21 protein-coding genes are annotated in these 25360 nt (G+C 63.1%); 10 read left to right on the plus strand and 11 right to left on the minus strand.

The genetic code is table 11. The features are described 5' to 3' along the window. Nucleotides 1–83 precede the first annotated feature (83 nt). The gene (locus tag NKI25_RS20950) at nucleotides 84–6470 is read right to left on the minus strand and encodes a kinesin (RefSeq protein ID WP_352999270.1); all 6387 of its coding nucleotides are present in this window, start codon (nucleotides 6468–6470) and stop codon (nucleotides 84–86) included. Nucleotides 6471–6755: 285 nt separating this feature from the next. Here NKI25_RS20950 and NKI25_RS20955 point away from each other — a divergent pair, with 285 nt between their 5' ends. The 3 genes from NKI25_RS20955 to NKI25_RS20965 all read left to right on the plus strand — a co-directional run bounded on the left by NKI25_RS20955 (nucleotide 6756) and on the right by NKI25_RS20965 (nucleotide 8653). Then, nucleotides 6756–7124 (plus strand): Hpt domain-containing protein, encoded by a 369-nt coding sequence (locus NKI25_RS20955; protein ID WP_352593565.1) that lies wholly within the window; start codon nucleotides 6756–6758, stop codon nucleotides 7122–7124. 97 nt (nucleotides 7125–7221) lie between these two features. Then, nucleotides 7222–7542 carry a 2Fe-2S iron-sulfur cluster-binding protein gene (locus NKI25_RS20960; protein ID WP_023674833.1) on the plus strand — a complete coding sequence of 107 codons (321 nt, stop codon included), beginning with the start codon at nucleotides 7222–7224 and terminating at the stop codon, nucleotides 7540–7542. Nucleotides 7543–7624: 82 nt separating this feature from the next. Next, the gene (locus tag NKI25_RS20965) at nucleotides 7625–8653 is read left to right on the plus strand and encodes an NAD(P)/FAD-dependent oxidoreductase (RefSeq protein WP_352999272.1); all 1029 of its coding nucleotides are present in this window, start codon (nucleotides 7625–7627) and stop codon (nucleotides 8651–8653) included. A 27-nt stretch (nucleotides 8654–8680) separates the two neighbouring features. Here NKI25_RS20965 and NKI25_RS20970 read toward each other — a convergent pair whose 3' ends face one another. Both NKI25_RS20970 and NKI25_RS20975 read right to left on the minus strand, forming a co-directional pair. Continuing rightward, on the minus strand, nucleotides 8681–10162 hold the full coding sequence (locus NKI25_RS20970; RefSeq protein WP_352568757.1) for an MDR family MFS transporter: 1482 nt from the start codon (nucleotides 10160–10162) through the stop codon (nucleotides 8681–8683). 202 nt (nucleotides 10163–10364) lie between these two features. Further along, on the minus strand, nucleotides 10365–10982 hold the full coding sequence (locus NKI25_RS20975) for a DUF922 domain-containing Zn-dependent protease (RefSeq protein ID WP_023674836.1): 618 nt from the start codon (nucleotides 10980–10982) through the stop codon (nucleotides 10365–10367). A 96-nt stretch (nucleotides 10983–11078) separates the two neighbouring features. Between NKI25_RS20975 and folP the strand changes: the two genes are divergently transcribed. The 3 genes from folP to folK are packed head-to-tail and all read left to right on the plus strand — an operon-like array spanning nucleotide 11079 to nucleotide 12795. Then, nucleotides 11079–11924 carry a dihydropteroate synthase gene (gene folP, locus NKI25_RS20980; RefSeq protein ID WP_352593540.1) on the plus strand — a complete coding sequence of 282 codons (846 nt, stop codon included), beginning with the start codon at nucleotides 11079–11081 and terminating at the stop codon, nucleotides 11922–11924. Nucleotides 11925–11927: 3 nt separating this feature from the next. Further along, on the plus strand, nucleotides 11928–12287 hold the full coding sequence (folB, locus tag NKI25_RS20985; protein WP_352568755.1) for a dihydroneopterin aldolase: 360 nt from the start codon (nucleotides 11928–11930) through the stop codon (nucleotides 12285–12287). Then, nucleotides 12271–12795: a 2-amino-4-hydroxy-6-hydroxymethyldihydropteridine diphosphokinase gene (gene folK / locus NKI25_RS20990; protein WP_352455684.1), complete on the plus strand. Its 525-nt coding sequence runs from the start codon at nucleotides 12271–12273 to the stop codon at nucleotides 12793–12795. Before folB ends, folK begins: the two co-directional genes overlap by 17 nt. 24 nt (nucleotides 12796–12819) lie before the next feature. Here folK and NKI25_RS20995 read toward each other — a convergent pair whose 3' ends face one another. After that, nucleotides 12820–13371 carry a DUF924 family protein gene (locus NKI25_RS20995; protein WP_502894566.1) on the minus strand — a complete coding sequence of 184 codons (552 nt, stop codon included), beginning with the start codon at nucleotides 13369–13371 and terminating at the stop codon, nucleotides 12820–12822. A 17-nt stretch (nucleotides 13372–13388) separates the two neighbouring features. Beyond that, on the minus strand, nucleotides 13389–15224 hold the full coding sequence (locus NKI25_RS21000; protein WP_352636778.1) for a monovalent cation:proton antiporter-2 (CPA2) family protein: 1836 nt from the start codon (nucleotides 15222–15224) through the stop codon (nucleotides 13389–13391). A 229-nt stretch (nucleotides 15225–15453) separates the two neighbouring features. Between NKI25_RS21000 and NKI25_RS21005 the strand changes: the two genes are divergently transcribed. Then, on the plus strand, nucleotides 15454–15720 hold the full coding sequence (locus tag NKI25_RS21005) for a hypothetical protein (protein WP_352568752.1): 267 nt from the start codon (nucleotides 15454–15456) through the stop codon (nucleotides 15718–15720). Nucleotides 15721–15783: 63 nt separating this feature from the next. Here NKI25_RS21005 and NKI25_RS21010 read toward each other — a convergent pair whose 3' ends face one another. The 4 genes from NKI25_RS21010 to NKI25_RS21025 form a co-directional block, all read right to left on the minus strand. Beyond that, a complete protein-coding gene (locus NKI25_RS21010) occupies nucleotides 15784–16338 on the minus strand; it encodes a hypothetical protein (RefSeq protein ID WP_352568751.1) in 555 nt (184 codons plus the stop codon). Nucleotides 16339–16425: 87 nt separating this feature from the next. Further along, entirely contained in the window at nucleotides 16426–17520 is a 1095-nt protein-coding gene (locus NKI25_RS21015; RefSeq protein ID WP_352568750.1) for a YcjF family protein, read from the minus strand. Beyond that, the gene (locus tag NKI25_RS21020) at nucleotides 17517–18995 is read right to left on the minus strand and encodes a YcjX family GTP-binding protein (RefSeq protein WP_352568749.1); all 1479 of its coding nucleotides are present in this window, start codon (nucleotides 18993–18995) and stop codon (nucleotides 17517–17519) included. The genes NKI25_RS21015 and NKI25_RS21020 overlap by 4 nt, the downstream gene beginning before the upstream one ends. 63 nt (nucleotides 18996–19058) lie before the next feature. Next, a complete protein-coding gene (locus NKI25_RS21025) occupies nucleotides 19059–19562 on the minus strand; it encodes a SixA phosphatase family protein (RefSeq protein ID WP_352568748.1) in 504 nt (167 codons plus the stop codon). A gap of 260 nt (nucleotides 19563–19822) precedes the next feature. Between NKI25_RS21025 and dksA the strand changes: the two genes are divergently transcribed. Next, nucleotides 19823–20239, plus strand: a complete 417-nt coding sequence (gene dksA / locus NKI25_RS21030; protein ID WP_023674847.1) for an RNA polymerase-binding protein DksA — start codon at nucleotides 19823–19825, stop codon at nucleotides 20237–20239. Between the two features lie 83 nt (nucleotides 20240–20322). On the opposite strand, the gene NKI25_RS21035 is transcribed toward dksA, so the two are convergent. Further along, nucleotides 20323–21075 (minus strand): hypothetical protein, encoded by a 753-nt coding sequence (locus tag NKI25_RS21035; RefSeq protein ID WP_352785283.1) that lies wholly within the window; start codon nucleotides 21073–21075, stop codon nucleotides 20323–20325. A 203-nt stretch (nucleotides 21076–21278) separates the two neighbouring features. Between NKI25_RS21035 and cckA the strand changes: the two genes are divergently transcribed. Both cckA and NKI25_RS21045 read left to right on the plus strand, forming a co-directional pair. Next, nucleotides 21279–23852 (plus strand): cell cycle histidine kinase CckA, encoded by a 2574-nt coding sequence (gene cckA, locus NKI25_RS21040; protein ID WP_023674849.1) that lies wholly within the window; start codon nucleotides 21279–21281, stop codon nucleotides 23850–23852. A gap of 82 nt (nucleotides 23853–23934) precedes the next feature. Continuing rightward, nucleotides 23935–24645, plus strand: a complete 711-nt coding sequence (locus NKI25_RS21045) for a purine-nucleoside phosphorylase (protein WP_023674850.1) — start codon at nucleotides 23935–23937, stop codon at nucleotides 24643–24645. Nucleotides 24646–24691: 46 nt separating this feature from the next. Here NKI25_RS21045 and NKI25_RS21050 read toward each other — a convergent pair whose 3' ends face one another. Continuing rightward, nucleotides 24692–25087, minus strand: coding sequence for a hypothetical protein (locus tag NKI25_RS21050; protein ID WP_023674851.1), 396 nt, complete (start codon nucleotides 25085–25087; stop codon nucleotides 24692–24694). Nucleotides 25088–25360: the final 273 nt, after the last annotated feature.

The raw sequence follows: 25360 nt of genomic DNA on the forward strand, positions 1-25360 counted from the left end.
CGGCACTCTACAGCGCCAATGGAATTCAGTACGGCATGAAAAAGGCGGGAAATCCGCCTTTTCGTTTGTTCTCTGTCGCCCGCTTAGTGCAGGCGGCCGCTGGCGTGGGCCAGCATGGTGTAGACCTTGCCGGTATCCGACGTCAGGTAGGTCTGCGCCATGATGTTGTCGCGGTCGTTGCGCGACACGTCCTTGAGCAGCTTTTCGAAATCGTCGCAGTAACGATCGACAGCAGCGCGGAACTCCGCCTCTGACTGATATTTGCGGCGGATCTCGTCGAACGTCTGCTGGCCCTTCAGCGTGTAAAGTCGGCGCGTGAAGACGTCGCGCTCGCCGCGCCGGTAGCGGTTCCACAGCTCGATCGAGGCATCGTGATCGATGGCGCGTGCGATATCGACCGAGAGCGAGTTCAGCGATTCCACGACATGAAGCGGCGAACGCGCAGCGGGAGCCGGGCGCGGCGCTTCGGCAGGCGCTGCCGGCTTGGCGTCGTCTTCGCGTGATGCACCGGTCAGGAGGTCACGCACCCAACCGCCCTGCGGCGTGCGGCCGTTGGGGTCGCGCTGGCGCGGCGCTTGGTCTGCGGGACGTTCGAGGTCGAGCGTGCCGCGCAGCGCCGTCTCGCCCGAAGGCGCCTGTGGTGCACGGCGCTGTTCTGGAGCCGGAGCCGGGCGACGTGGCGGTTCGGCGGGGCGTGCGGCAGGCGCTTGCGGCGTCGGACGCAGGTTGCGCTGTTCCGAACTGTCGGTGCTGCGGCCAGATTTGGCAACGATTTCAGAAAGTTCCTTCAGCGCGTTGATCTGCTCTGAAACGGCACGGCGGATAGCCGTGGTTGATTCCTTTGCCTCTTCCGGCATCTCGATGACGCCTTTCTTGAGCTCGGCGCGGGTGAGGTCGAGCTCGCTCTTGATCGAGCCGGCGGTACGCCGCATCTCCTCGGTCGCATCAGCAAAGCGCTTGGTGGCCGAATCGACCACTTCGGAAATCGCGGTACGGATCTTGTCGGCGGATTCCAGCGTCTTGCCTTCGGCGTTCTGCAGCGTCTGGCCGACCAGATTCTCGAACGAGCGCATGACCCTTTCGAGATCTTCCGATTTCTTGACAAGGCCGACCGCGAGGTCCTCCAGTGACGATTGCCTTTCGAGCGTGTGCTCGAGATTGCTCTGGGCCGAGCTCAACAGGTCCGAGGCACTGGAAAGCAACCGGCTGTGCTCGTCGAACTTGGTGGCGATAGAGGCAACCTCGCGCAAGGTCGAGGACGACAGCTCGGTGAGCCGCGTCGTGTTCGAATCGACCAGGCGCGCCGAGCTGGCGAAGGTCTGCGCGGTCTTTTCGGTAGTCGCTGCGAAGCTTTGCGTGCTGCCGGTCAGGCGTTCGTCGACCTGGCCGAGATTGGTCGCCGCCTGCTCGATCAACTGACCGAGCTGCGAGCTGGAGGTGGTCATGCGGCCGATGAGGTCGGCAACGCTGTCGGCAAGCGTCGAGCGCGCGCCTTCGACGGCCGACAGGGTTTCGGCCGTACGGCTGGCGAGGGCGTCGACGAGGGCGGCGTTTTGAGTGCGCAGCTTCTCGGTCGCACGTTCGGTGACCTCTTCCATGCTCTTTTGCAGCTCGGAGCCGCCCTGGGCGAAGCGCTCGACCAGAGGCCGTGCCGTCTCGTCCAGGATTTTCGATATTTCGGCCGAACGTGCCGCAAGCATCGTATTGAGCTCGCGAGTATTGGCACCGATGGTCTTTGCAGCGTCATTGGTGCTCTGGCCGATATGCTGGCCGACCGCGGTGAAGGTTTCGGCGATCGAGTTGGCGCGCGAGACCAACTGCGCCTCGGCATTCGAGACCTGTTCGTTGAGCTTTTGGCCCATTGTCTCGGCGGAGTAGGCGAGGCGGTTCTCGACGCTGGCGACCTGCTCCTCGACGCGGACCGCTGTGGCGGCGGCACTCGATGCCAGGCGTTCGTCGGCACCGGCAAGCAGTTGCTCGATTTCACGGGCATGGACGGCGAGTTCCTGGCCAGTCTGCCTGGCGCGTTCGGCAACCCGCTGCTCGGTGCTGGTGAAGGCACCGACAATGGTGTCGGCATGTTCGCCGATGGCGGTGCTGCTGTCGGCAATGCGGGACACCAGACGATGATCCGCCTCCTCGAAGATGCGGCCGATCTCGGACGCACGGGCCGAAAGTGCTTCGGAGCCTTCGGCAATGCGCGAAATAAGTTGCTGGTCGGCGGCATCGAAAATGCGACCGAGATCCGACGCGCGTGCCGCGAGCGCTTCGGCGGATTCGCCGATGCGCACGCCCAGCCGCTCGTCGGCCGTTTCGAAATTGCGCAGGATGTCGCCGGCACGTGCCGCCAGCGACTGGGCCGTTTCGATGGCGCGAGAGACCAGCCTGTGGTCCGCCGCGTCGAAGGTGCCGGCAATCTCTGTTGCTCTGGCTGCCAGCTGATCGGCCGTTTCCTGGGCACGCGCGAGCAAGCTGTTCGACGTGTCGTCGACGCGGGCAATCAGTGCGCTCGACGTATCCTCGGCGCGGGCGGCGAGGCGACGATCCGCCTCTTCAAAGGTGCGGGCGATGTCCTCCGCCCTGGCGAGCAGGGCGGCCGAGGTCTGCTCGGCGCGCTCGGCGATCTTGCGGTCGGCATCGCTGAATGCCGCGCCCGCCTGCTCATGCAGCGCGCTGGTAACTTCCATGACCTTCTCGCGCAGCGCGCCGGCGACGAAGACCGCGCTTCTTTCGAGCACACTGCGCACGTTGTCGACACCCGTCGACAGCGCCCGCTCCATTGTGCTGGCGCGCTCTTCAATGATGCCTGTCTGCCGGCTGAACGCCTGCTCGATCTTTTCTACGTCCGCAGCGATCGCATCGGAGATGTCGGTGCTCCTGGCGGCGATCTGGTCGATATGGCCGGACAGCGAACGGTCGACATCCTTGCGCGTTTCGGCGAGCCTGGAGAGATCGTCCTGCAATGCGCGGGTCAGCATGTCGCGGCCCTCGCTCAGCTTGCCGACATGACCGGCGACGATCTCGTCGACTTCGCTGCGGCTCATTGCAAGCCTCTCCAGATCGGCTTCCAACGCGCGCCTGAGGATGTCGCGGCCTTCCGCCAGTTTCTCAACCTGGCCGGCAACCAGCCCATCGATGCTCGAGCGGCTTTCCGCCAGCTTGGCGAGATCGTCCTCGAGCGCCTTCGACAGGGTCGAGCGGTCCTGGACGAGCTTCTCTGCGTGGGTTGCGACAAGGCTGTTCACGTTGCCGAGATCGGCTTCCAGCGCACGCGAAAACTGCGCGCGATTGTCGGTCAATAGCTGCGACTGATCGGCGATGGCGCCCCTGATCGTGCTGAGATCGGCCTCCAAGGCGCGCTTGAGGATGTCGCGGCCTTCGGCCAGCTTCTCGACCTGGCCGGAAACCAGTCCGTCGATGCTCGAGCGGCTTTCGGCCAGCTTGGTAAGATCGTCTTCCAGCGCGCGCTTGAGGATGTCGCGACCCTCGGCCAGCTTCTCGACCTGGCCTGCGACCAGCCCGTCGATGCTCGACCGGCTCTCTGCCAGCCTGGCAAGATCGTCCTCGAGCGCCTTCGACAGGGCCGAACGGTCCTCGGCGAGCTTGTTCATATGTTCGGAGACGACGCCCCGCACGGTCTCGAGATCGGTCTCCAGTGCCCGCGACAGCTGACCACGATCCTCCGCCAGCTTCTCGGATTGGCCGGCGATGACATCCTTGACAGTGCTCAGATCGGCTTCGAGCGCACGCTTGAGGATGTCGCGGCCCTCTGCAAGCTTTTCGACCTGGCCGGCAACCATCACATCGATGCTCGAGCGGCTTTCGGCCAACTTGCCGAGATCGTCTTCGAGCGCCTTCGAAAGGGTCGAACGGTCTTCGGCGAGCTTGTTCATGTGATCGGAGACAACGCCCCGCACGGCCTGCAGGTCGCTCTCCAGTGCCCGCGACAGCTGGCCACGGTCTTCCGCCAGCTTTTCGGACTGGCCGGCGATGACGCCCTTGATCGCGTTCAGGTCCGATTCCAGCGCGCGCTTGAGGATGTCGCGGCCTTCGGCCAGCTTCTCGACCTGGCCGGCAACCAGCCCATCGATGCTCGACCGGCTTTCGGCCAGCTTGGCAAGATCGTCTTCAAGCGTCTTCGAAAGCAGGCTGCGGTCATCGGCGAGCCTGCCAGAATGATCGGCGATCAGGCTCCTGATGTCGGACAGGTCGTTATCGAGTGACTGGGAAAGGCCGCTGCGGTCTTGCGCCAATTTCGCCGAATGCGCCTCGATGAGGCCATTGATGCCGGCGATGTCGGCTTCCAGCGCGCTGGCGAGTATGGCGCGACCCTCGGCGATCTTTTCGACCTGACCGGCGACGAGGCCGTCGATGCTGGCGCGACTCTCTGCCAGCTTGCCGAGGTCGGCCTCGAGCGCGCGCGAAAGGATGCTGCGGCCTTCGGCGAGCTTGCCGACGTGCCCGGCAACCATTTCATCAATTATCGTACGAGCTTGCACGAGTTTTCCGGAGTCTTCGTTCAAGGCCTGGGCAAGCCTGTTGCGACCCTCTTCAAGGCTTTCGAGATGGCTGCCCAGCGAAGCGTCGATCGCTGCGCGCGATTCGTTGACCTTGCGCAGATCCTCTTCAAGGGCGCGCGAGATCAGGCCGCGGCCTTCGGCTAGCTTCTGCACCTGGTTAGCCACCGCTGCGTCGATTTCGGCGCGACCTTCGGCGAACTTCGCCAGATCGGCCTGCATTGCCGCCGCCATCCGGTCGCGGCTTTCGGAAAGCTTGCGGCTGTGGTTCTCGACGGCTTCCTCGATGCCGGCGCGAGCATCGGCAAGCCGCTGGATGTCCGTATCGAACGAACGCGATACGACATGGCGCGCCGCTTCCATGCGCCCGGCAAAATCGCCGGCGCGGGCTTCAAGCATGGTCGAGGTCGATGAAATGATGTCGGCCATGTCGGCGCCGATCTGGGTCTTGCCCTGATCGATCATCGCCGACAGCGTCTCCTTGCTATCCTGGAAGGTGTGGGCGATTTCGCGGGCGCGCTCGACCAGCGTCTCGTTGATCTGGCGTGCGCGAGCCTCCAGCGCGGCGTTGAGCTTCTGCGTGCCGGTGTCGAGCGCCTCGGCGCGGGTCTGGAACTCGCTGATCAGCGCCTGGCCACGTTCAGCAAGCGTCCGCTCGATGCCGTTGAGGCTGGCTTCGAATTCCGAATTGAGTGTGCGGGCGGCACCGCCGAGCAGCGACACCATGCCGCTCGTGCGGTCGTCGAGCAGGTCGGTCAGTGACCGCGTCAGGCCATCGGTGGTGTCCGTCAGCTTGGCGATCCGGGTGTCGAGCAGGCTGGCGAAGGCCTCGCCCGACGTCGACAGCCGATCGGTGATCGATTCGAGCCGGCCTTCCACCGAATCGAAGATCGACAACGAGCTTCCGTTGATCCTGTCGATCAGCGTATCGCCGGATTCGTTGATCGTCATCGACAGCTTGGTCGAGGCGTTGAGAATGCTGTCGCGAATGATATCGCTGGCGGCGTTGATCTCGTCTTTCAGTGTCTCGTGGGCGCCGCTGATCGAGGCGCGCACGCGCTCGGCATGGGTGACGACCGCTTCGCGCTCGCTGCCCAGCCCGTCGACCAGCGAGCGGATGCGGGACTCGTTCTCTGAATAGGAGCGCTCGATCTGGTTCACCTCGCTGTGGACCAGCGTTTCGAGCTCGACGGCACGCGCAAGCGTGCGTTCGATGCCTTCGCCCATGGCTGCCACCTCCCGGCGAACCGCTTGGCCGATCATCATGACGCGATCCTGGGCAAGATTTTCCGGCTCGGCCAGACGGAAGGCCACCTCGGTCATCGACTGCGCGGCAAGGCGCATCTCCTGAGCGCGGCGAATCATCACTGCGAATGCCCAGAACAGGATGACGGGCACGATTGCCGCGACCGCCAGGCCGATCAGCTCCGGACGGGCGAAAAACTGATCGAAGGTGCGGATGTTCCAGATGCCAGGTCCGAACAACAGGTTCGCAAGGCCGCCAGCGCCGGCGATCCAGGCCAGCGAAACGAAAGCCACGACCCAGTAGATCGTGTTCGAGGCGCGCCGATTGAGGGTGTGCAGGAGCGTCTTATAGTCTTTTTGACGATCGTCGTTGGCCGGCGAGAAAGCTGCCGGCTGCGAGCCATTGCGCGTTGCGACAGGACGCAACTCAGCCGGCTTGGCCTTTGGCGCGGGTTTTGCGATCTGGCTTTGATTGGCGGCAGGTGCCGCGTTCTGGGTCTGGTCCGGGGCAGGCGCTTCGTTCTGGCTGCGACCTTCGCGCGCCAACTCGTCGGCGGCTTGCGATATTTGCGCTTCGAGATCTTCCATGGATGCAGCCATGTCGAAGTCGCCGCCGGCATCGCCGCTCAGATCGATATCAAGTGCCTTTTCAAGTTCCCTGGCTACGTCGCTGTCGAGCGTTCTTGTCGTCGTTGGTTTCTTCGCCATGCCTTCGCTACCCTGTACAAGCTGCCGCGGGACTTATGGTTCTGCTTATTGATTCTGCCTAGCGTGTCCCGCGCAGGAGGCTGAAAATGGACCTGTCGTATCGTAATGACACAGCCGGGTAAAGAAAACATGCATTCCGCCCGATACGTAAAACTTTAAATATAAGGTTAACACAGCCGTGATTCCGGCGCCGTTATCGCGACATTTTTCCGGGCCAATCATTAACCCGTTGTCCACCGGATACGCCTAGTTTTTGCGGCGGTCGAAGAACGGAGTCTCAAAGTGATACGTGGCGAAAACGGCATTGCCTTCTCGATGCCCGGCGGCGACGTGTCGGGGACAGCCGGGGCGCGGCCGATCGACCTGGCGCATCTTGCGCGCCAGACGATGGGCGATCGGAGCCTCGAGCAGGAGGTGCTGGCTCTGTTCGTGCAGCAGGCGCTGTCGGTGCGCGACAAGATCGTCGAAGCGGATGTCAGGCAGCGGCTGCTATTGGCACACGGGCTCAAAGGCTCGGCGCGCGGGGTCGGCGCCTTCGCCATTGCCGATTGCGCCAGCGCGATCGAATGCCGGCCCGAAGACGCCAGCACGCTGAAGCGGCTTGGCTCGCTGATCGAAGAAGTGCGCGACTTCGTCGCCGCCATCAGCCGATAGGACTTATCCCAAAGACGCCACGCACGGGCGCTTTCGCGCCGCAGTTGACTTGTCCGGCAGAGTGATTATGTCGGCTCAGACTCCCTTCAGGTGACAAATGACCAAGCTGACCTTCATCGCCCATGACGGCACGCATTTTGACGTGGATGCCGAAAACGGCTCGACCGTCATGGAAAATGCGATCCGCAATGCGGTGCCGGGAATAGAAGCGGAATGCGGCGGCGCCTGCGCCTGCGCGACCTGCCATGTTTATGTCGACGAAGCCTGGACGGCGGAGGTCGGCGAGCCGGAAGCCATGGAAGAGGACATGCTGGATTTCGCCTACGAGGTCCAGCCGAACTCGCGGCTGTCATGCCAGATCAAGGTGCGCGACGCCCTCGACGGGCTGGTCGTGCGCGTGCCGGCCCGCCAGGGCTGAAGCCGATTTTTGCGGCTGCCGCTTGGCAGCGGACCAATGGTCATGCAGTGTCGCGCCGTTTTCCCATAAAGGCGCATGCTTCATGACCGCTATCACCAAGACGGACGTACTCATTGTCGGGGCAGGGCCTGTCGGCCTGTTTGCCGTATTCGAGCTCGGCCTCTTCGACATGAAGTGCCATCTGATCGACATCCTCGACCGGCCCGGCGGGCAATGCGCCGAACTCTACCCGGAAAAGCCGATCTACGACATTCCGGCTTGGCCCTCGATCTCGGCGCAAGGCCTGGTCGACAAGCTGCTTGAGCAGATCGCGCCGTTCAAGCCCGAATTCACCTATAGCCGCATGGTTTCGAGCCTGGAAAGATTGGAGGACGGCAGCTTCCGCGTCATTACCGACGAAAACGAGGTGTTCGAAGCCAAAATTGTGGTGATTGCCGCCGGCGGCGGTTCGTTCCAGCCGAAGCGCCCGCCGATTCCAGGCATCGAACCCTATGAAGGCAAGAGCGTGTTCTACTCGGTGCGCCGGATGGAGGACTTTCGCGGCCACGACCTCGTCATCGTCGGCGGCGGCGATTCGGCGCTCGACTGGACGCTGAACCTGCAGCCGGTTGCCAAGAGCGTGACGCTGGTGCACCGGCGGCCCGAATTCCGTGCAGCGCCCGACAGCGTCAACAAGATGTATGCCATGCAGGAGATGAAGCAGCTGGAATTCCAGGTCGGACAGGTGACTGGCCTGACCGGCGCCGACGGCCAGCTCGCCTCCGCCACCATCAAGGGGCCGGAGGGCGATATCAAAGTGCCGTGTACGCGGATGCTGCCGTTCTTCGGCCTGACGATGAAGCTCGGCCCAATCGCCGAATGGGGCCTCAACCTCCACGAGAACCTGATCCCGGTCGACACCGAAAAATTCCAGACGTCGGTGCCCGGCATCTTCGCCGTCGGCGACATCAACTGGTACCCCGGCAAGCTGAAGCTGATCCTGTCGGGCTTCCACGAGGTCGCCTTGATGGCGCAAGCGGCCAAGCGCATCGTCAGCCCCGGCGAGCGCATCGTTTTTCAGTATACGACCTCGTCAACCAGTCTGCAGAAGAAGCTCGGCGTGATCGACTGAGCCTCGCCATATTTTCGTCGGGCCGGTCTACTCCGCCAGGGCTGGAGCCACAGCCTCGGCATGGCCGCGAAGCGTTTTCTCCGGCATCAGCCAGAGCGTGATGAGCGACAACAGCAAGATCGCGGCCGCGGCAAGAAAGATCATCACGAACGGCATGGCCGAGGCGATATGGCCGGCCGGCTGCGTGCCTTCGCTGGCCAGCGGCAGCCCGTAACCAAGGGCGACGGCACCGAGCATAGCGACGCCAAGCGCGCTGCCCAGCGAGCGCAGGAAGGTGAGAACGCCGGTCGCTACGCCAAGGTGCATGCGATCGACGGCGTTCTGGACCGAGACGGTGGCAACCGGAAAGGTCGTGCCTGTACCCAGGCCTACGCAGGTCGTCAACACCTCGACGAGCAAAAGTGAGGCATGCCCGGCGACCAGGCTGAGCACGCCGAGGCACAGGATCGAGAAAACAGTTCCGATCATGGCAATGCGCTTATAGTGGAAAAAGCGCGGGATCATTCGCGCGCTGAATGTCGCACCGGCCACCGTGCCGAGCATCAGCCCAAGCAACGCGGTGCCCGATTGACTGACCGACAGGCCGACGACCGATTGCAGGTAGACCGGCAGATAGACCGACAGGCCGACATTGGCGGCCTGCAGTAGGAACATCGACAATGTGCCGGCGAGAACGATCGGATTGCCGAGCACTTCGAGCGAGATCAGCGGTTCGGCCGCGCGCATGAGCCGCAGCGCGAACGCGCTCCAGAACACCGCCGAGCAGGCGAGCAGTCCAAGGATTTCAGGCGACAGCCACGGATACTCGCTGCCGCCCCAGTTCAAGGCAAGCAGCAGCAGCGAGGTGGCCGCGACCAGAAGCAGCGCGCCGAGGCCGTCGATGCGGTGATGTTTTGCGGCGATCGGCAGCTTCTTGAGCGGGTTGTTGATGATCGCCATGGCCAGCAGGCCGAGCGGAATGTTGATCCAGAAGATCAGCGACCAATGCAGATGTTCGGCGAAGGTGCCGCCGAGGAGCGGCCCCGCGATGCTGGCGACGGCCCATGTGCCCGAGATCCAGGCGGCGTATCGGGCCCGCTCGCGCGGCGGCACGAGGTCGCCGATCACGGTCTGCGTCAGGGCGAACAGGCCGCCGCCACCGGCGCCCTGGATCGCCCGGCCGACAACCAGGACCAGCATGTTAGGGGCCGTGGCGCTGACCAGCGAGCCGGCGAGAAAGATCAGGATTGCAGCATAGACGGTCGGCCGGCGACCATAAATATCGGAGATCTTGCCGTAGAGCGGCGCCACGGCGGTCGCGGTCAGAAGATAGCCGGTCACGATCCATGGCAGATATTCGGCATGCCCGAGCAGACGGGCCATCGTCGGCATCGCCGGCGCGACGATGGTCTGGTCGAGCGCCGCCAGCAGCATCGACAAAAGCACGCCGCCGATGATGGCGTTTTTCTCGGTTTCGGTCAGCGGCGCGCTGGTTTCCACCATCGTTTGCTTGTCGACAGCCTGGTCCATATCCGTTCATCCATTATGCCTGCGTGCACGTCCGCGACGGGCTGGGAAGCATCTAGGTACGCCGATTGGCGTTTGCCGGAGGCTGATCCCTGCGAACCTGGCATATGTCGTTCGCTATAGGCCGATTTCGACAGCGGCTCGAAAGTTTTCCGAAGCTGGCACTATGTTTCGGCAAAATTGGCTTTGTCCGACGACGCGGAGTTCAGCCGGGAGCGAGCCGGCCGTTCTCAATGCGCTCGATGCGATAGTGCAAAAGCCGCAGGATGCGGCTTTGGAAATTGGCGCTTTCGACGCGATCGAAGCGCATCTGGTCCTGGTCGTGTTTGGCAAGCATGGCCGCAGTGATTTTTGCGGCCTTGGCCTTTGCCAGTTCGCAGGTCTTTTCCGGGTAGCTCGCCTTCAAGGCGTCTTCTAGTTCGCGGCCGTGGTTCTTGGCAATCTCGACGTGGCGTTCCTCATGGCGCTTGATGTCGGCGGACAACGTATCCCAGAACAGCCTGACGCCGGCATCGGCTTTGCGCGGGCGGCGCCACTCAGGAAGGATGACCTTGACCTTGACGGTGACGACAGCGTCGGCAATCCAGCACGAGCCCGGCTTTTGCGCATAGCTGACGCGGGTGGTGAACGCCATCTGGGTAGCTCCCGGATGCCGCGACCCGGTGCTTTTCACCTGAGGCCCGAGTTTCGACAGCTGGGTCTCGATGTCGTCGAGCGTCCTGCCGCCGATCGGGAAATAACTATATGTCTTGACGAGAGTTGCAGCGCCGGCCGGGAATGCGGTCAGAGCGAGCATCAGGGCGCAGAGGAGGGATCGTTTCATCGTGTTGCCTCTTTCCCCACCTTGCTTTACCGCCGTCCTCGGCGCAACGGAATTGATCCCCCGCCACGCCGCGAGATCGAACATGGTTGATGGGCAATGATGACAGGGCGATGGCAATTGGCGCACGGACGCCATCTCGACCTTGGCGGCAAGGCCGTGGTCGTCGGCATCCTCAACATCACGCCGGACAGTTTTTCCGACGGCGGCCTGTTCGATGCGCCGGAAAAAGCAGTGGCCCAGGCGCGCCGCATGGTCGAGGAGGGGGCCTCCGTCATCGATGTCGGCGGAGAATCGACACGTCCCGGGGCGTCTGCGGTCTCCGCAAAGGAAGAGCAGGCTCGCATATTGCCGGTCATCGAGGCGCTCGCGACGTCTGGCGGAACGCTGATCTCGGTCGATACCTATCGCGAGGATACGGCCCGGCTTGCCGTCCAAGCCGGCGCGCATATCGTCAATGACGTCTGGGGCCTGCAGCGCGAACCGGGCATTGCCCGCGTCGCGGCCGAAACCGGCGCTGGCCTTGTCGTCATGCACACGGGACGGGACCGGCAGAAACTGCCCGACGTGATTGCCGATCAGCTCTTCTTCCTCAGGAAGTCGCTAGAAATCGCGCGGCGGAGCGGTGTTGCCGACGATCATATCGTGCTCGATCCGGGCTTCGGCTTCGCCAAGGAGACGGCAGCGGAAAATCTTGACCTGATGGCACGGTTTTCCGAGCTTCATGCGCTGGGTTTTCCACTGATGGCCGGCACATCGCGAAAGCGCTTTATCGGCACCGTCACCGGCCGCGACGCAGCCGCAAGAGGCGCCGGGACCGCGGCCACCAGCGTTATCCTGAGGCTCAAAGGCGCGCATCTCTTTCGCGTCCACGATGTCGCAATCAACGTGGATGCGCTGGCCATCGCCGATGCTATGCTGGCACGTGAGATCGGGGAAAGCTGAGCCATGTATGTCATCCGCATGAAGAACTGCGCCTTCTTTGCCCGGCACGGTGTGCTGGACGAAGAAGAGACGCTCGGCCAGCGCTTTTATGTCGATGCGGCACTCACGGTGGATCCCGGGCAGGCGCTGGTCGAGGATTCCATCGAGGACACCGTCAATTACGGCATCGCCTTTGCGGTCATCGAGAAGATCATTACCGGCGAACGGCGCTTTCTGATCGAAGCGCTGGCGCTCGAAGTGGCGAGGGCGCTGACGGCGCGGTTTCCGCAGATCAAAAAGGCCGAAATCACCGTGCGCAAGCCAAACGCCCCGGTGCCGGGTGTGCTCGATCATGTCGAGGTGACCGTTGTCTGGCCAGAATAGTAATAACAACAACACCGTCTATCTCAGCCTTGGCGGCAATCTCGGTGATCCGGCGAAGTCGATGGCTGCGGCACTGGGCATTCTGGATGCCAACGAGAGAACGCGCGTCGTTGCCGTTTCGTCGCTCTACCGCACGCCGCCCTGGGGCAAGCTCGATCAGCCGGATTTCCTCAACGCGGCGGCCGAAATCTCGACCGCGCTCGCGCCACGGGCTTTGCTCGACCTTTGCCTCGACGCCGAGCGAAAACTGAAGCGGGTGCGCGAGGAGCGCTGGGGTCCACGCCTGATCGATATCGACATTCTGGTGTTCGGCGACCGCATCATCCACGAGACCGGACTGGAGGTGCCGCATCCGCGCATGCTGGAGCGCGCCTTCGTGCTGGCGCCGCTGGCAGAAATTGCGCCGGAGCTTGTGGTCGACGGCAAAAGCGTATCGGAACGGCTGGCCGCCGTCGACACATCGGGCATTGAACGGCTGCCGTCAGGCCGGGATTGGTGGAAAACCTGACGCTGCCGCCATCGGTGCCTGAAATCAGCCGGAGAACCCACCTCCGTCGAGGAACATTTGTTCGTCCGGTGTCGTCTCGCGGCCAAGCATCCTGTTTCGATGCGGAAAGCGGCCGAAGCGCTGGATGATGTCGCGATGCTCGATCGCATATTTCAGATAGATCGGGGCTTTGGCGGCGGTAAGCTCTGCCGATTTGAGCTGATCGGCGAGGTCCTCCGAATGCTCATAGGGCAGATAGAGAAAAACGCGGAGCTCTTCGTCGAGTGCCAGGTCATGGCCGGCAGCGATCGCTTTCCCGGCGAAATGCCGCGCCAGCGGGTCCGTGGCGTACATGTGGCCGGTGGCGCGAAAGCAGTTTCGCGGAAACTGGTCGAGCAGGATCATCAGTGCCAGCGACCCTTCGGCGTGTTCGGACCAGCCGTCGCATTCGCGGCGGGCGGCGGCAAAGTGCAGATCGAGAAACCGGGTGCGGAAGTCGGCATCAAAGGCGTCGTTCTTCTCGAACCACGCGTCCTCCCCGGCGTCGCGCCAGAATCTGGTGATGGAGACAGCGCGCTCGTCCAGTTCGTTCATCATTCGCGTCTTTCCAACGTTTAATCGGCCGGTTCGGATTTCTGCAGCACGCCGGCGGTCTCCTCGTTGAGCGCCTGGCCCACGCGCCGTGGCGTGCTGAGCGGCGTCGGGATGGGGGTGCCGATATTGCCTTTGAGGAAGCGCCGCCCGGCGCGGATGCCTTCTGCCTGTTGAAGTTCGAAACGGGCAGCATCGCGGCGGCGGACGTCCTCGACTACCTCGGCGACCTCTTCCGGATCGACGCCGAGAGCTTCCAGTGTCGAGCCGCCGAAGACAAGCGCCGATTCGAACGTCTCGCGGAGCTGATAGTCGACGCCGGCACGAATGAGCTGCAACGCCGTGCCGCGGTCGAAAGCCCGCGCCAGCACCGTCAGCAACGGAAACTCCGCCTTGATGAGCTCGGCGATGCGCACGGCGGCATCGGGCTTGTCAACGCAGATCAGCACGGCGCGTGCGCGCCCGGCTCCCGCGGCACGCAGGATGTCCAGCCGCGTGCCGTCGCCGTAATAGACCTTGAAGCCGAAATCGGCCGCTGCCTGGATCATCTCGACCTCATTGTCGATGATCGAGACGTCGATGCCGCGCAACAAAAGCGGCTGGCTGGCGATCTGGCCGAACCGGCCAAAGCCGATGATCAGCACGCTGCCGGTCAGGCCGTCGGCGACATCGACGCCTTCAAGCGATTGCTCGTCGCGTGGCGTCAGATACCGCAATGCTATGATCGCTAAGGGCGTCAGCACCATGGAAATGATGACGATGGCGGTCAGCATCGCATTGGCCTGGCTATCGATGATACCGACAGCCGCCGCTGCGGAATAGAGGACGAAGGCGAATTCGCCGCCTTGCGCCATGAAGACCGCGCGCTCGAGCGCTTCCCGGTGGCCGGTTTTGAGAATGCGGGCGACGATATAGATGCCGATCGCCTTCATCATCATGTAGGCGACGACATAGATGGCAATGAGCTGCCAGTTGACGACGACCACATGCAGGTCGAGCGACATGCCGACGGCGAGGAAGAACAGCCCGAGCAGAATGCCGCGGAACGGTTCGATGTCGGCCTCCAGCTGATGGCGGAAGGTCGATTCCGACAAAAGCACGCCGGCCAGGAAGGCGCCCATGGCCATCGACAGGCCGGAAAGCTGCATGGCGAGCGCCGACCCGAGCACGACCAGAAGGGCGGCTGCGGTCATCACCTCACGGGCGCGCGCATCCGCCAGGATACGGAAGAACGGATTGAGCAGATAGCGTCCTGCAAGCACCAGCCCGACGATCGCGGCAAGGCCGATGCCGACCTCCGTCAACCGATCCGACAGGCTCATATCGGCGCCGCCCGGCGCGAGGAAGGCGATCAGCGCCAGCAATGGCACGATGGCCAGGTCTTCCAAAAGCAGGACCGAGACGATGCGCTGGCCCTTGGGCGTGGCCAGTTCGCCGCGTTCTTCCAGCAATTGCATGACGATTGCCGTCGAGGTGAGTACGAAACCGGCGCCGGCGACGAAGGATTGCGCGATCGGGAAACCTCCCGCAAGGCCGACGCCGGTCAGCAGGACCGCGCAGACGCCGACCTGCAGCGCGCCAAGCCCGAAAATCTCGCGGCGCAGGCCCCATAGCCGTGACGGCTGCATCTCCAGCCCGATGATGAACAGGAACAGGACGACGCCGAGTTCGGCGACATGAAGAATGGCTTCCGATTCGGAAAAGATGCGCAGCCCGAACGGACCGATCACGACGCCGGCCGTCAAATAGCCGAGGATGGAGCCAAGTCCCAAACGCCTGAAGATCGGCACCGCAACGACGCCGGCGGCGAGCAGCGCCACCACCTGGATCAGATCGCCGTTCGATGCCTCTGCCGCCATGCCTGCCGTTCCGCTCTCTTGCAACAAGCGGCCAAGATAGGGGCTTCGGGGCGGATCGAACAGTGCGAATCCGGCGCGTTGTGAAGGCGATATTGCAGGCGCACTGAACAGGATAATGGGCTCCCGCGCGTTGCTTGTTCCAGCAATCCGGCGCTAAGGACGCCCGGCTTCGGCCAGTGAAGGGCGAGCGACGATCAAGTCGCGGCCCTTTTTTGAGGAGATGACTGACATGAAGACGTTTTTGCTGCTTGCCGTTGGCATCGCGGCACTTGCCGGTTCTGCCTGTTCGAAGGCGCCGGAGTGCACGACCGAGATGCTGACCAAGAAGGCCCAGGACATGACTGCGGCACTTCAGGCTGCGATTACCAAAAATCCGGCCAAGGCAGCCGACCTCGGGGCCAAGGTCCAGGCGGTCACAACCAAATATCAGAGCGGCACGACAGCGGCTGAGGCCTGCAAGGCCTATGACGAAGTGATTGCCGCGATCAAGGACTGAGCGCCCATTTGCATGTCAAAGAGGGCGGCGCCGTTTGTCTGCCGCCTTTTTTCATGCCGGGGCTCAGTTCGGAGAGATGGAGCCAACTTCTACCGTATCGACCCGCTTCAACTTCATGCCGATGACCGGGACCAGCTGCTGGTCGACGCGCACGGCAACGGTCACCGTCATCGAATTGTCGTCGGGGACAAGCGCCTGCATCACGCCGCGCAACTGATTGCGATTGATGGTGAAAACCACCTTGTGCACATCGACGACATTGCCGCCGATAATGTCGAGGCCGGAGCCGGCGGCCCCGCCCATAAAGCTGCCCTTGTAGCCCTGCCGGCCCTTGTGTTCGATCGTTGCCGACATCTGCTGGGTGAACATGCCTACCCGGCAGCCGCCGTCGAGCGACATGCCGACCTTGCCGTCAGGCGTCGAGCCGATGAAGCTGCAGGTGAATTTCGTGCCCTTGTATTTGCCGGCAACGATTTCCCCGGGGCCGACCCATTTGCCTTCGACCGATCGAAAGAACTGCTTGTCCGGTTCCGCCGCCGAGGTCTTTCCGGCAATGCCGACGGTTGAGACAAGCGCGAGCGCCACGGGCAGCCCGCTGGACAGAATAACGCTTTTCATCGACGACACCCGGCAACAAAGAGACTGGTTTGGACGCTTCCGACCATGGACAAGATTGGTTAATGCTTTGTCACCCCAAGGCAATAGTCACGTTCCGGAAGCGGATGTTTCTTTTTCTTTCTTTGCTGCAAAGGAGGTCAGCGCGGAGAGGAAATCGCCCAATCCGGGCCGCCTGACCGCGTAAAAGGGCAGGGGCCTTGCGGTTTCCATCGCTGCAATGCCGATGCGCGCAGTCATCATGCCGTTGACGACGCCTTCGCCGAGCTTGGCCGAGAGCCGGGCGGCAAGGCCGTGGCCGACGATCTGCTGGACGAAACTGTCGCCGACGGCGATCGACCCGGTGACCGCGAGATGGGCCAGAACGCTGCGCGCCAGGCGAAAAAAGCCAAGCGTGCCGGGGCGGCCGCCATAAAGCTCCGACAGCCGGCGAATCAACCGGCCGGCTTCGAACACGACATAAGCGACGTCGACCAGCGCGCGGGGGCTGACCGCGGTCACCAGGGAGACGCGCTTCGCCGCTTCGAGGATCATCACCCTGGCGCGGGCATCGAGCGGGCCGAGTATCTCGATCTCGGCCAGCCGTACCAGATTGCCGCCGTCAATGATCTCGCCGCGCAATTCGGCCAGCGAGCGCCTGCCGGCCGCGGTTTCAGGCTTGGCCGAGACAAAGACCGACAACTCGTCGACCACGGCGCGGGCGGCCTTCGGATCGTCACGGGCAATCGCATCGAGCGCCCGCTTCTGCAACTTTTCGACCTCGGCAAGGCGGGCAATCGCCATGAATTCGCGCACGAGGATGATCAGAAGCGCCAGGATGGCGATCGCGGCCATAGCGGCAGCCAGCCAGCCCAGCCACTCGGCGCGCTCGAACAGGTCGCGAATCAGCTGGTCGGTCCAGAGGCCGACGGCGAACGAAACCAGAACGCCCAGCGCGCCGAAGAACAGGCTGCCAAGCGGCGAACGTTTTCGCGGCGCAATCGCCGGCGGCGGTTCGGCAGCGACGATATCAGCCTCGTCGAAGACGTCGATCTCCGCCGGTGTGACCACGGCAAGATCCGCCGTCACGGTACGCGGCTTTCGCGCCGGCGCGGCCTCGGACGCAGCATGGTGAGCCGTCGAATCTTCCTTCTGCTGGGGCTCCGGCTCTATGCGAAAGGCCGCCGGTCTGCGGGGCGCACTCATGCGAGATGATCTCCGATCAGGAACTGCAGCGCGCGGTCGAGCCTGATATGCGGCAGCGACAGCGTGACGCCCTCGGCGGTGCGCTCGAGTTTCGGCGGGCGAAAGCGCACGAAGCGGATCGCGGGGTCGTCATTGTTCTGCCGGCGGGCCGATTCGGAAACGTCGAATAACGCATCAACTTTCTCCGGCAAGTCCCCGGGAAATATGGCTGTTTCGGTCTTTCCGTCAAAGGTTTCGCCGTTGATTTTTTCGCCGCGCAATGGCGTGCCGATAATGACCGGCAAAGTCTCGCGGCCCTGCTTGACCGTGCCTTCACGGGTCGCGCGCATGGCCGCCATGGCGACGACGTCGACGTCGGTGCCGGTGAAATTCGCCCGCGCCACGGCTCGGTCGGCTAGCCGCCGCACGATGGCCTGCAGGCGGTCGTGGCTTTCGTGGTGCAGATGGTCGGCCTTGGTCGCGGCCACCAATATGCGGTCGATGCGCCTCGAAAACACGTCGGTCAGGAAGTTGCCCCGGCCGGGCCGGAAACAGGACAGGATTTCGGTGACCGCGCGCTCCAGATCGGCCATCGCACCGGGGCCGGCATTCAATGCCTGCAATGCGTCGATGAGCACGATCTGGCGGTCGAGACGCGTGATGTGTTCGCGAAAGAACGGTTTGACGACATGCGTCTTGTAAGCCTCGTAGCGCCGCTCCATCATAGCCTGCAGCGATCCCGAGCGGGCGCGCCGGCCGCCCAGATTCGGCAGCGGCGCGAAGGTGAGAGCGGGCGAGCCTTCAAGATCGCCGGGCATCAGGAAGCGGCCGGGCGGCAAGGTCGAAAGCGCCCGCTCGTCGAGTTTGCAGGCCTTGAGATAGGCCGCGAAGCTCTCAGCGAGACGGCGCGCCGTCATCTCGTCGGCCTCGGCGTTGGGGTCGACCGGATTGGAGAGCGCCCGCCATTCCCGCGAAAGGTCGACACGCACCGGCAACACGGCCATCTCGAAGGCCTCACGCGAAAAATCGGCGTAGGACTTGCCGAGCAGCGGCAGGTCGAGCAGCCATTCGCCGGGATAATCGACGATGTCGACCGACAATTTGCCGGCGGAAAACATGCGGCTCCAGCCAGAGGCCGATTCGTATTCGATGGTGAGCCTCAGTTCGGAAATCGCACGCGTCGAATCCGGCCAGATGCGGTCGTCGACAAGAGCTGCGATGTGATCCTCGTACAGGAAGCGTGGTACCGCGTCGTCCGGCTGCTCTTCGAGAAAAGCCCGGGCGATGCGCCCAGATTTTTGTGCCTCAAACAGCGGCAAGCGTCCGCCATGGACCAGATTGTGCACAAGGGCCGAGATGAACACCGTCTTGCCGGCGCGGGACAGCCCGGTCACGCCAAGACGCAGCGACGGAGCGAAAAGCCCGGCAGCGCGGCCTGACAACGTATCCAAGGCAATCTTCGCCTCGTCGGTGAAAGTCGTCAGCGATGATGCCAAAATCTGTTCTCGCGGGCCGGTCAGGATCCGATATAGGCTTTGATGGGCGGCTTTGAAATGGCCTCAGATATCGGCAGGCGTCAGGAAGGCTTCGAGATAGCCGGCGCCCGGCGCAGCCTCGGCAAGACTGCCGTAGAACCGGACCACCGCAAGTGCGGAGGTCGGGAAGCCGTGGTTCAGCATGGCCCGCGCGGTCTCGTCGCCGTCGCCTGAGAGCGCCATGGCGAGATCCTCGATCATCGGATTGTGGCCGATGACGAGCAGGGCCTCCAGCCCGCCATTCTGCCGGATGGCAGTGAGGTACGCGGCGGCATCGTCGCTGTAGAGGGTGTCACAGAACAGCACCCGGCCCGTGTCCGTATGGCCAGCCAAGCTTTCCAGCGTCTGGCGGGCGCGCTTGGCGCTTGAGCAAAGGGTGCGGGCCGGTGCGTATTTGCGGGAACGCATCAGCACGCCCATCGCTTCGGCATCGGCGAAGCCGGATGGATCGAGCGGGCGGTCGAAGTCAGCCACGCCAGGCAGCGCCCAGCCGGCCTTCGCATGCCTCAGCAGGTAAAGTCTGGTCACCGGATCCCCGTTGTGCCGGGCACCGAACCCGTCAGCACGCCGCAGGATTTGCCATCAGAAGAGCTCCGTGCGCAATGGCAAGCGACCCTCAAGCATAGCGAATCATGTACGAATTCGGTCGTATTCTTCGCAAAAAGGGCATCGCCGATGGTGGTTTGTCCGAGACTAACAATTGCGTGAAACTGTCGTCGATTGACCTTGTGCAGCTTTCGGTCCGCGAATATATAGGCGCCAAATTTGGGGTTTGTTGGGTGAGTCGAATGAACGACATCGTTACCGCCGATTACGTACCCTCCGAAGACGAGCCGTTCATGAACGAGCGGCAGAAATCCTACTTTCGCATGAAGCTCGTCACCTGGAAGAACGACATCTTGCGCGAAGCGCGCGAAACTCTCGAAATCCTGCAGCAGGAAAACGCCAACCACCCCGACCTCGCCGATCGCGCCTCCTCGGAAACCGACCGCGCCATCGAACTTCGCGCCCGCGATCGCCAGCGAAAACTCATCTCCAAGATCGATTCGGCCCTCCAGCGCCTTGACGAAGGCACTTACGGTTATTGCGAGGAGACGGGCGAGCCGATCGCGCTGAAGCGGCTCGACGCGCGCCCGATCGCCACCTTGTCGATCGAGGCACAGGAGCGCCATGAGCGGCGCGAGAAGGTCTACCGCGACGACTGAGTCGCCGGGAAAAACAGCGGCATCGGTAAAGCGTTCAAAATGGCCGGTTTTCCGGCCATTTTCATTGGCCGTTCGCTATCGGCCTATCTTTTCTGATTGGACAACTCGCCGAGGAGCTTCGTCATCTCGTCGTCGAGAGAGGGCGACGCCTTCGCCACCGGCTTGCTCGGCGTTTGGCTGAAGCGTGGCTCGTCGAGGGAAACCTCCAGCTCCTTCATCAGCGCATCGTCAATCGACTCGTGCTGTGCCGGCGGCTCGTATCTTGCCGGGGGGTCCTGCCTTGCCGGCGGCTGCGCATGCCGCGAGGCATTGGCGTTGACGGATCCATAACTTGGCAACGGCGTGACGTTCGATGCCGGTTTCGGCGCCGGCGCCGGCATTGTTGCCGGCATCGTCGCCGTCTGGCCGGCTCGGACAGGGGTCGCGGTTACGCCTGCCGGCTGCGGTGGCGCTTGCCTCGCCGGCGCGGCTGTGATCGAAGCCGACCTTGCTGCCGGCTGGTGGCCGTTGTCTCCGGTCAATGCCGGGCGCCGCAGCGCCGAGAGCCTGATGTCGCGCTCGACGACGACGTCGGTCGGACCACCGATCAAGAGCAGGTGCTCGATATCGTCGCGGCGCACCAGCACCAGCCGCCGGTGACTGTCGACCGCTGTGGCATCCATGACAGCCAGCCGCGTCTTGCGGTTCCTGCCGCCGGCGACGAATGTCCCGAACGTCAGGCTGCGGACCAGCCTGATGATAAGAAGAATGATGAGCAGAAGGACAAGTACTGCAAACGTCCATAGGATTGCTGCGGCATAACCAGGACCCGCCACGCCATCCAGCCATTGCAGCATTGGTTCCCCCAAAATCAGCTTTCGAAGAGAGGCGACACTAGACTGTTGCGGCAGGCCACCGCAAGTTGCCTTTCACGCTTCGTGAACAGCTTGAAACGCCGGGAGCCGAACGGCGTCATTTTTAACGGACATCTGCAGCCGGGCCTTTTCCCAACCCTGAGAATATGATTCAACCGACACCGGAATTCACGAGCAGGGGGCACATGGCCAAGGAAGCGCGCGGCGATTTCTATCCGGTACCTATCGTCGACCAGAACACGCGGCCGGGAGCGGTCACCCGGCTCATCGTCTTCATCGTCGTCCTGACTGGGGCAGCGATCGTCTTCGGCCTTTTCCGCGAGCGCCTTGGCGATCCATTCCTGCTCGGCATGCTTGGCGTGCTGGCGATGATCGGCGTCGGCTTTCTATTCGCCACTGCGATCGGCTTCGTGCACATCACGCCGCGCTCGACAAGCGACGAACTGTCGAAAGCTTTCGTCGATTCGATGTCGCAAGGTCTCCTGGTCACCGACACCAAAGGCCGTATCATCTACGCCAACCGGACCTATGCCGATATGACGGGTGCCGAGTCGGCCGCCGACCTCAAGACCGTCGAAGGTTTGCTTTCAGACGTTCCCGAGGCCTCGGTGACCATATACCGGCTGGCGTCCGGCCTGCGTGATGGCCAGCCTGGCGACGGCGAGTTTCGGCTCGCGCAGTCCATTCGGCCAGGCGCCGAACCGGGCGCTCGCTGGTACCGCGTTCGGGCCCGCGCCTTCAGCGTTCCCGGCCAGCGGCTGCCCATGCTTGCCTGGCAGCTTGCCGACATCTCGCAGGAACGGGCCGAGCAGGAGCGGTTCTTTCTCGACCTGCAAAAGGCGATCGATCACCTCGACCATGCGCCGGCCGGTTTCTTTTCGGCCGACCAGGAAGGCCGCGTCACCTATATCAACGCGACCCTTGCGGAGTGGCTGGGCATCGACCTGGCCAGCTTCACTCCCGGCGCCATCACGCTGCCGGAGATCGTCGCCGGCGACGGCATGGCGCTGGTCCGTTCGGTCAAGGCCGACGCTGGTACCACGCGCAATGCCGTTATCGACCTCGATCTGACGACGATGACCGGCGAGGCGCTGCCGGTGCGCTTCATGCATCGTGTCTCGGCCAGCCGAGAGGGGCTCAACGGCCCGACTCGCACCATCGTGCTCAACCGGACGCAAGGCGAGGACGCTTCGGCCGACCTCCGCGCATCGGAAATACGCTTCACGCGGTTCTTCAACTCGACGCCGATGGCGATAGCCGGCGTCGACCATGCCGGCCGCATCCTGCGCACCAATGCGCCGTTCCTGTCGCTGTTTTCCTCGGTCGTCGACCGCGATGCGGTCGATCGGCGTGTGCGGCTGGATACGGTGATCCACGAGCGCGACCGGCCGGCTTTCGCCGCGGCCTTTGAAAAGGCACGCCAGCAACAGGCTGACATCGAGCCGATCGATACGGTGCTGCCCGGCAATGAGGAGCGCCACATACGCTTCTACGTCAACGCGGTCGCAGACGGTACCGGTGGCGAGGGCGCCGAGGAATCGGCCATCGTCTATGCCGTGGAGACCACTGAGCAAAAGGCCCTCGAGGGCCAGATGGCGCAGAGCCAGAAGATGCAGGCGGTCGGCCAACTCGCCGGCGGCATCGCGCATGATTTCAACAATGTGCTGACCGCCATCATCATGGCCTCGGACCTGCTTTTGACCAACCACCGGCCGTCCGATCCGTCGTTCCCGGACATCATGAACATCAAGCAGAATGCCAACCGGGCGGCCTCGCTGGTGCGGCAGTTGCTGGCCTTCTCGCGCAAGCAGACGCTGCGGCCGGAGGTGCTCAACCTGACCGACGTGCTCGCAGATCTAAGGATGCTGCTTGCCCGGCTGGTCGGCAACGACATCAAGCTCAAAATCGACCATGGCCGCGACCTGTGGCCGGTCAGGGTCGATATCGGGCAATTCGAGCAAGTGGTGGTCAATCTGGCGGTCAATGCACGCGATGCGATGCCGGCCGGCGGCGAGCTCACCGTACGCACCCGCAACGTCAGCGCCGGAGAGTGCAAGACCTTTTCCTACCGCGAACTTACTCCGGCCGACTATGTGCTGGTCGAGGTCGAGGACAGCGGCAGCGGCATCGCGCCTGATGTGCTGAAAAAGATCTTCGAGCCCTTCTTCACGACAAAGGAGGTTGGCAAGGGAACCGGCCTCGGCCTGTCCATGGTCTATGGCATCATCAAGCAAACAGGCGGCTTCATCTTCTGCGATTCCGAAGTCGGCAAGGGATCCGTGTTCCGCATCTTCCTGCCGCGGCACATTGCGGAGGCAAGGAAGGCGGGCGAGGCTGGAGAAGTGCCGGCCGCCCCTGCCAAGATCGCCGACTCAGCCAAGGATCTGTCGGGCTCGGCCACGGTGCTGCTGGTCGAGGACGAGGACGCCGTGCGCATGGGCGGCATGCGGGCGCTGAAATCGCGCGGCTACACCGTCCACGAGGCGTCGTCGGGCGTCGAGGCGCTTGAAGTCTACGAAGCGCTCGGCGGCAAGGTCGACGTCGTGGTGTCGGACGTGGTGATGCCGGAAATGGATGGCCCGACGCTGCTTGGCGAATTGCGCAAACGGCAGCCCGACATCAAGTTTATCTTCGTGTCCGGCTATGCCGAAGACGCGTTCGCCAAGAACTTGCCGGCCGACGCGCATTTCGGCTTCTTGCCGAAGCCGTTTTCGCTCAAGCAATTGGCCACGATCGTAAAGGACATGCTGGAATCCTGACCCTTCCAACGCTCCGCTTGCGCAATGTCGTGAGACTGCCATGATTGCAGGCGAAACGGGCGACGGGTTTTGGAAGCATGCCGTGACGCCACACAACGAGGCTAGCAAAGGCGACTACGCAAGCACGGTGCTGCTGCCGGGCGACCCGCAGCGCGCTGAATGGATGGCGGAGACCTTTCTGGAAGCGTCGCGCTGCGTCAACCGCCGCCGCGGCGCGCTCGGCTTTACCGGGTTGTTTCGCGGCAAGCCTGTCAGCGTCCAGTCCACCGGCATCGGCGTCCCGTCATTCCTGGTCTACGTGCACGAGCTGCTGGATTTCTACGGTGCGAAAACGTTGATCCGCACCGGCACCTGCGGCGGCCTGACCGCCGAGATGGCGCTGCGCAGCCTGGTGATCGCACAATCGGTGCGCGGCGAAAATGCGGAGAGCGGCCAGGTTTTTGGTCTCTATCGTGCCGATGCCGGCCCCGATCCTGCATTGTTGGCCCAGGCGTTGGCCCGGGCTTCGGAACTCGGGATCGACCATCGGGCCGGGCTGACGATCTGCAGCGACATTTTTTATCATCCGCTGGGGCGCGAACGCTTTGCCGAAGCACAGGCACAGGGGGCGCTCGCCGTGGATATGGAAACCAGCGCACTCTACCGCATTGCGGCCGATTTCGGCGCCCGGGCGCTGTCGATCCTGACCGTCGTCGACAATGTGGCAACCGGCGAGCAGACCGACTATTCCGAACGCCAGGGCCTTTTCACCGATATGACCCGGCTGGCGCTCGACATGGCGGCGGAGAGCTAGGCGGCTTCTACTTCGGAGTACGGAACCTCGCCAGGTTCCGTACTTTTCAACGCTTCGTGCAGGTCGAGGCGGTAAAGGCGCCGTCTGGCTGCTTCATGATGATATCGAAGGACGGGGTGGTTCCGCTTTCCAGCGTCGCCTGCGTAAGCGAGATCGAGTTGCCGCCACTGGTGTAGCCGCCCAGCGGACCCAGCCAGGTGATCACGCCGTCTGCATCCATCTGGTAATTGTAGCTTTGCGGCGCGATGCCGAAGCTCACCGGACCGCTATAGACGTTTCCCTTGATGGTGATGTCGCCGAGGCTGAGGAACATGCCAAGCAGATAGACTTCGCAATGATAGGAGCCGTCCGGCAGCTTGCCGTCGCTGAAGCCGGCGCGCGCTACGGTCGTCGCCGCCAGCAGAAGCATGGCGGTGAAAATGCAAGAAGCTCTGAAGGCCATGGAGTCCCCCGTTAAGGGTTCGAACTTGCCTCATTTCGCTGCGGCGCTGCAATCCTCGCCAGCGCTCATATGATGCTGCTCAAAATTCGGGCATTGGCCTATATGTGAGTAAAACTTAGGCTGATACGAGTGATCTTTTCTCATTTCAAACCTGGCAGGGGAGGTTCATCTCCTGCGGCTAATACATTAACCGACTGACAGGGCTGGGAAATCTCAAACACTCCGATCTTTCGCCGGTGATTGGCACAGCCGTTGCATGGTCCTGTTCCGATG

The sequence above is a fragment of the Mesorhizobium sp. M0808 genome (assembly GCF_040320025.1).
Taxonomy (GTDB): Bacteria; Pseudomonadota; Alphaproteobacteria; order Rhizobiales; family Rhizobiaceae; genus Mesorhizobium.

Coding starts and splice junctions, on each gene's coding strand:
- NKI25_RS20950 (WP_352999270.1), bottom strand. CDS start 6,470: ATGGCGAAGAAACCAACGACGACAAGAACGCTCGACAGCGACGTAGCC.
- NKI25_RS20960 (WP_023674833.1), top strand. CDS start 7,222: ATGACCAAGCTGACCTTCATCGCCCATGACGGCACGCATTTTGACGTG.
- NKI25_RS20965 (WP_352999272.1), top strand. CDS start 7,625: ATGACCGCTATCACCAAGACGGACGTACTCATTGTCGGGGCAGGGCCT.
- NKI25_RS20970 (WP_352568757.1), bottom strand. CDS start 10,162: ATGGACCAGGCTGTCGACAAGCAAACGATGGTGGAAACCAGCGCGCCG.
- NKI25_RS20975 (WP_023674836.1), bottom strand. CDS start 10,982: ATGAAACGATCCCTCCTCTGCGCCCTGATGCTCGCTCTGACCGCATTC.
- folP (WP_352593540.1), top strand. CDS start 11,079: ATGATGACAGGGCGATGGCAATTGGCGCACGGACGCCATCTCGACCTT.
- folB (WP_352568755.1), top strand. CDS start 11,928: ATGTATGTCATCCGCATGAAGAACTGCGCCTTCTTTGCCCGGCACGGT.
- NKI25_RS20995 (WP_502894566.1), bottom strand. CDS start 13,371: ATGATGAACGAACTGGACGAGCGCGCTGTCTCCATCACCAGATTCTGG.
- NKI25_RS21000 (WP_352636778.1), bottom strand. CDS start 15,224: ATGGCGGCAGAGGCATCGAACGGCGATCTGATCCAGGTGGTGGCGCTG.
- NKI25_RS21005 (WP_352568752.1), top strand. CDS start 15,454: ATGAAGACGTTTTTGCTGCTTGCCGTTGGCATCGCGGCACTTGCCGGT.
- NKI25_RS21010 (WP_352568751.1), bottom strand. CDS start 16,338: ATGAAAAGCGTTATTCTGTCCAGCGGGCTGCCCGTGGCGCTCGCGCTT.
- NKI25_RS21015 (WP_352568750.1), bottom strand. CDS start 17,520: ATGAGTGCGCCCCGCAGACCGGCGGCCTTTCGCATAGAGCCGGAGCCC.
- dksA (WP_023674847.1), top strand. CDS start 19,823: ATGAACGACATCGTTACCGCCGATTACGTACCCTCCGAAGACGAGCCG.
- NKI25_RS21035 (WP_352785283.1), bottom strand. CDS start 21,075: ATGCTGCAATGGCTGGATGGCGTGGCGGGTCCTGGTTATGCCGCAGCA.
- cckA (WP_023674849.1), top strand. CDS start 21,279: ATGGCCAAGGAAGCGCGCGGCGATTTCTATCCGGTACCTATCGTCGAC.
- NKI25_RS21050 (WP_023674851.1), bottom strand. CDS start 25,087: ATGGCCTTCAGAGCTTCTTGCATTTTCACCGCCATGCTTCTGCTGGCG.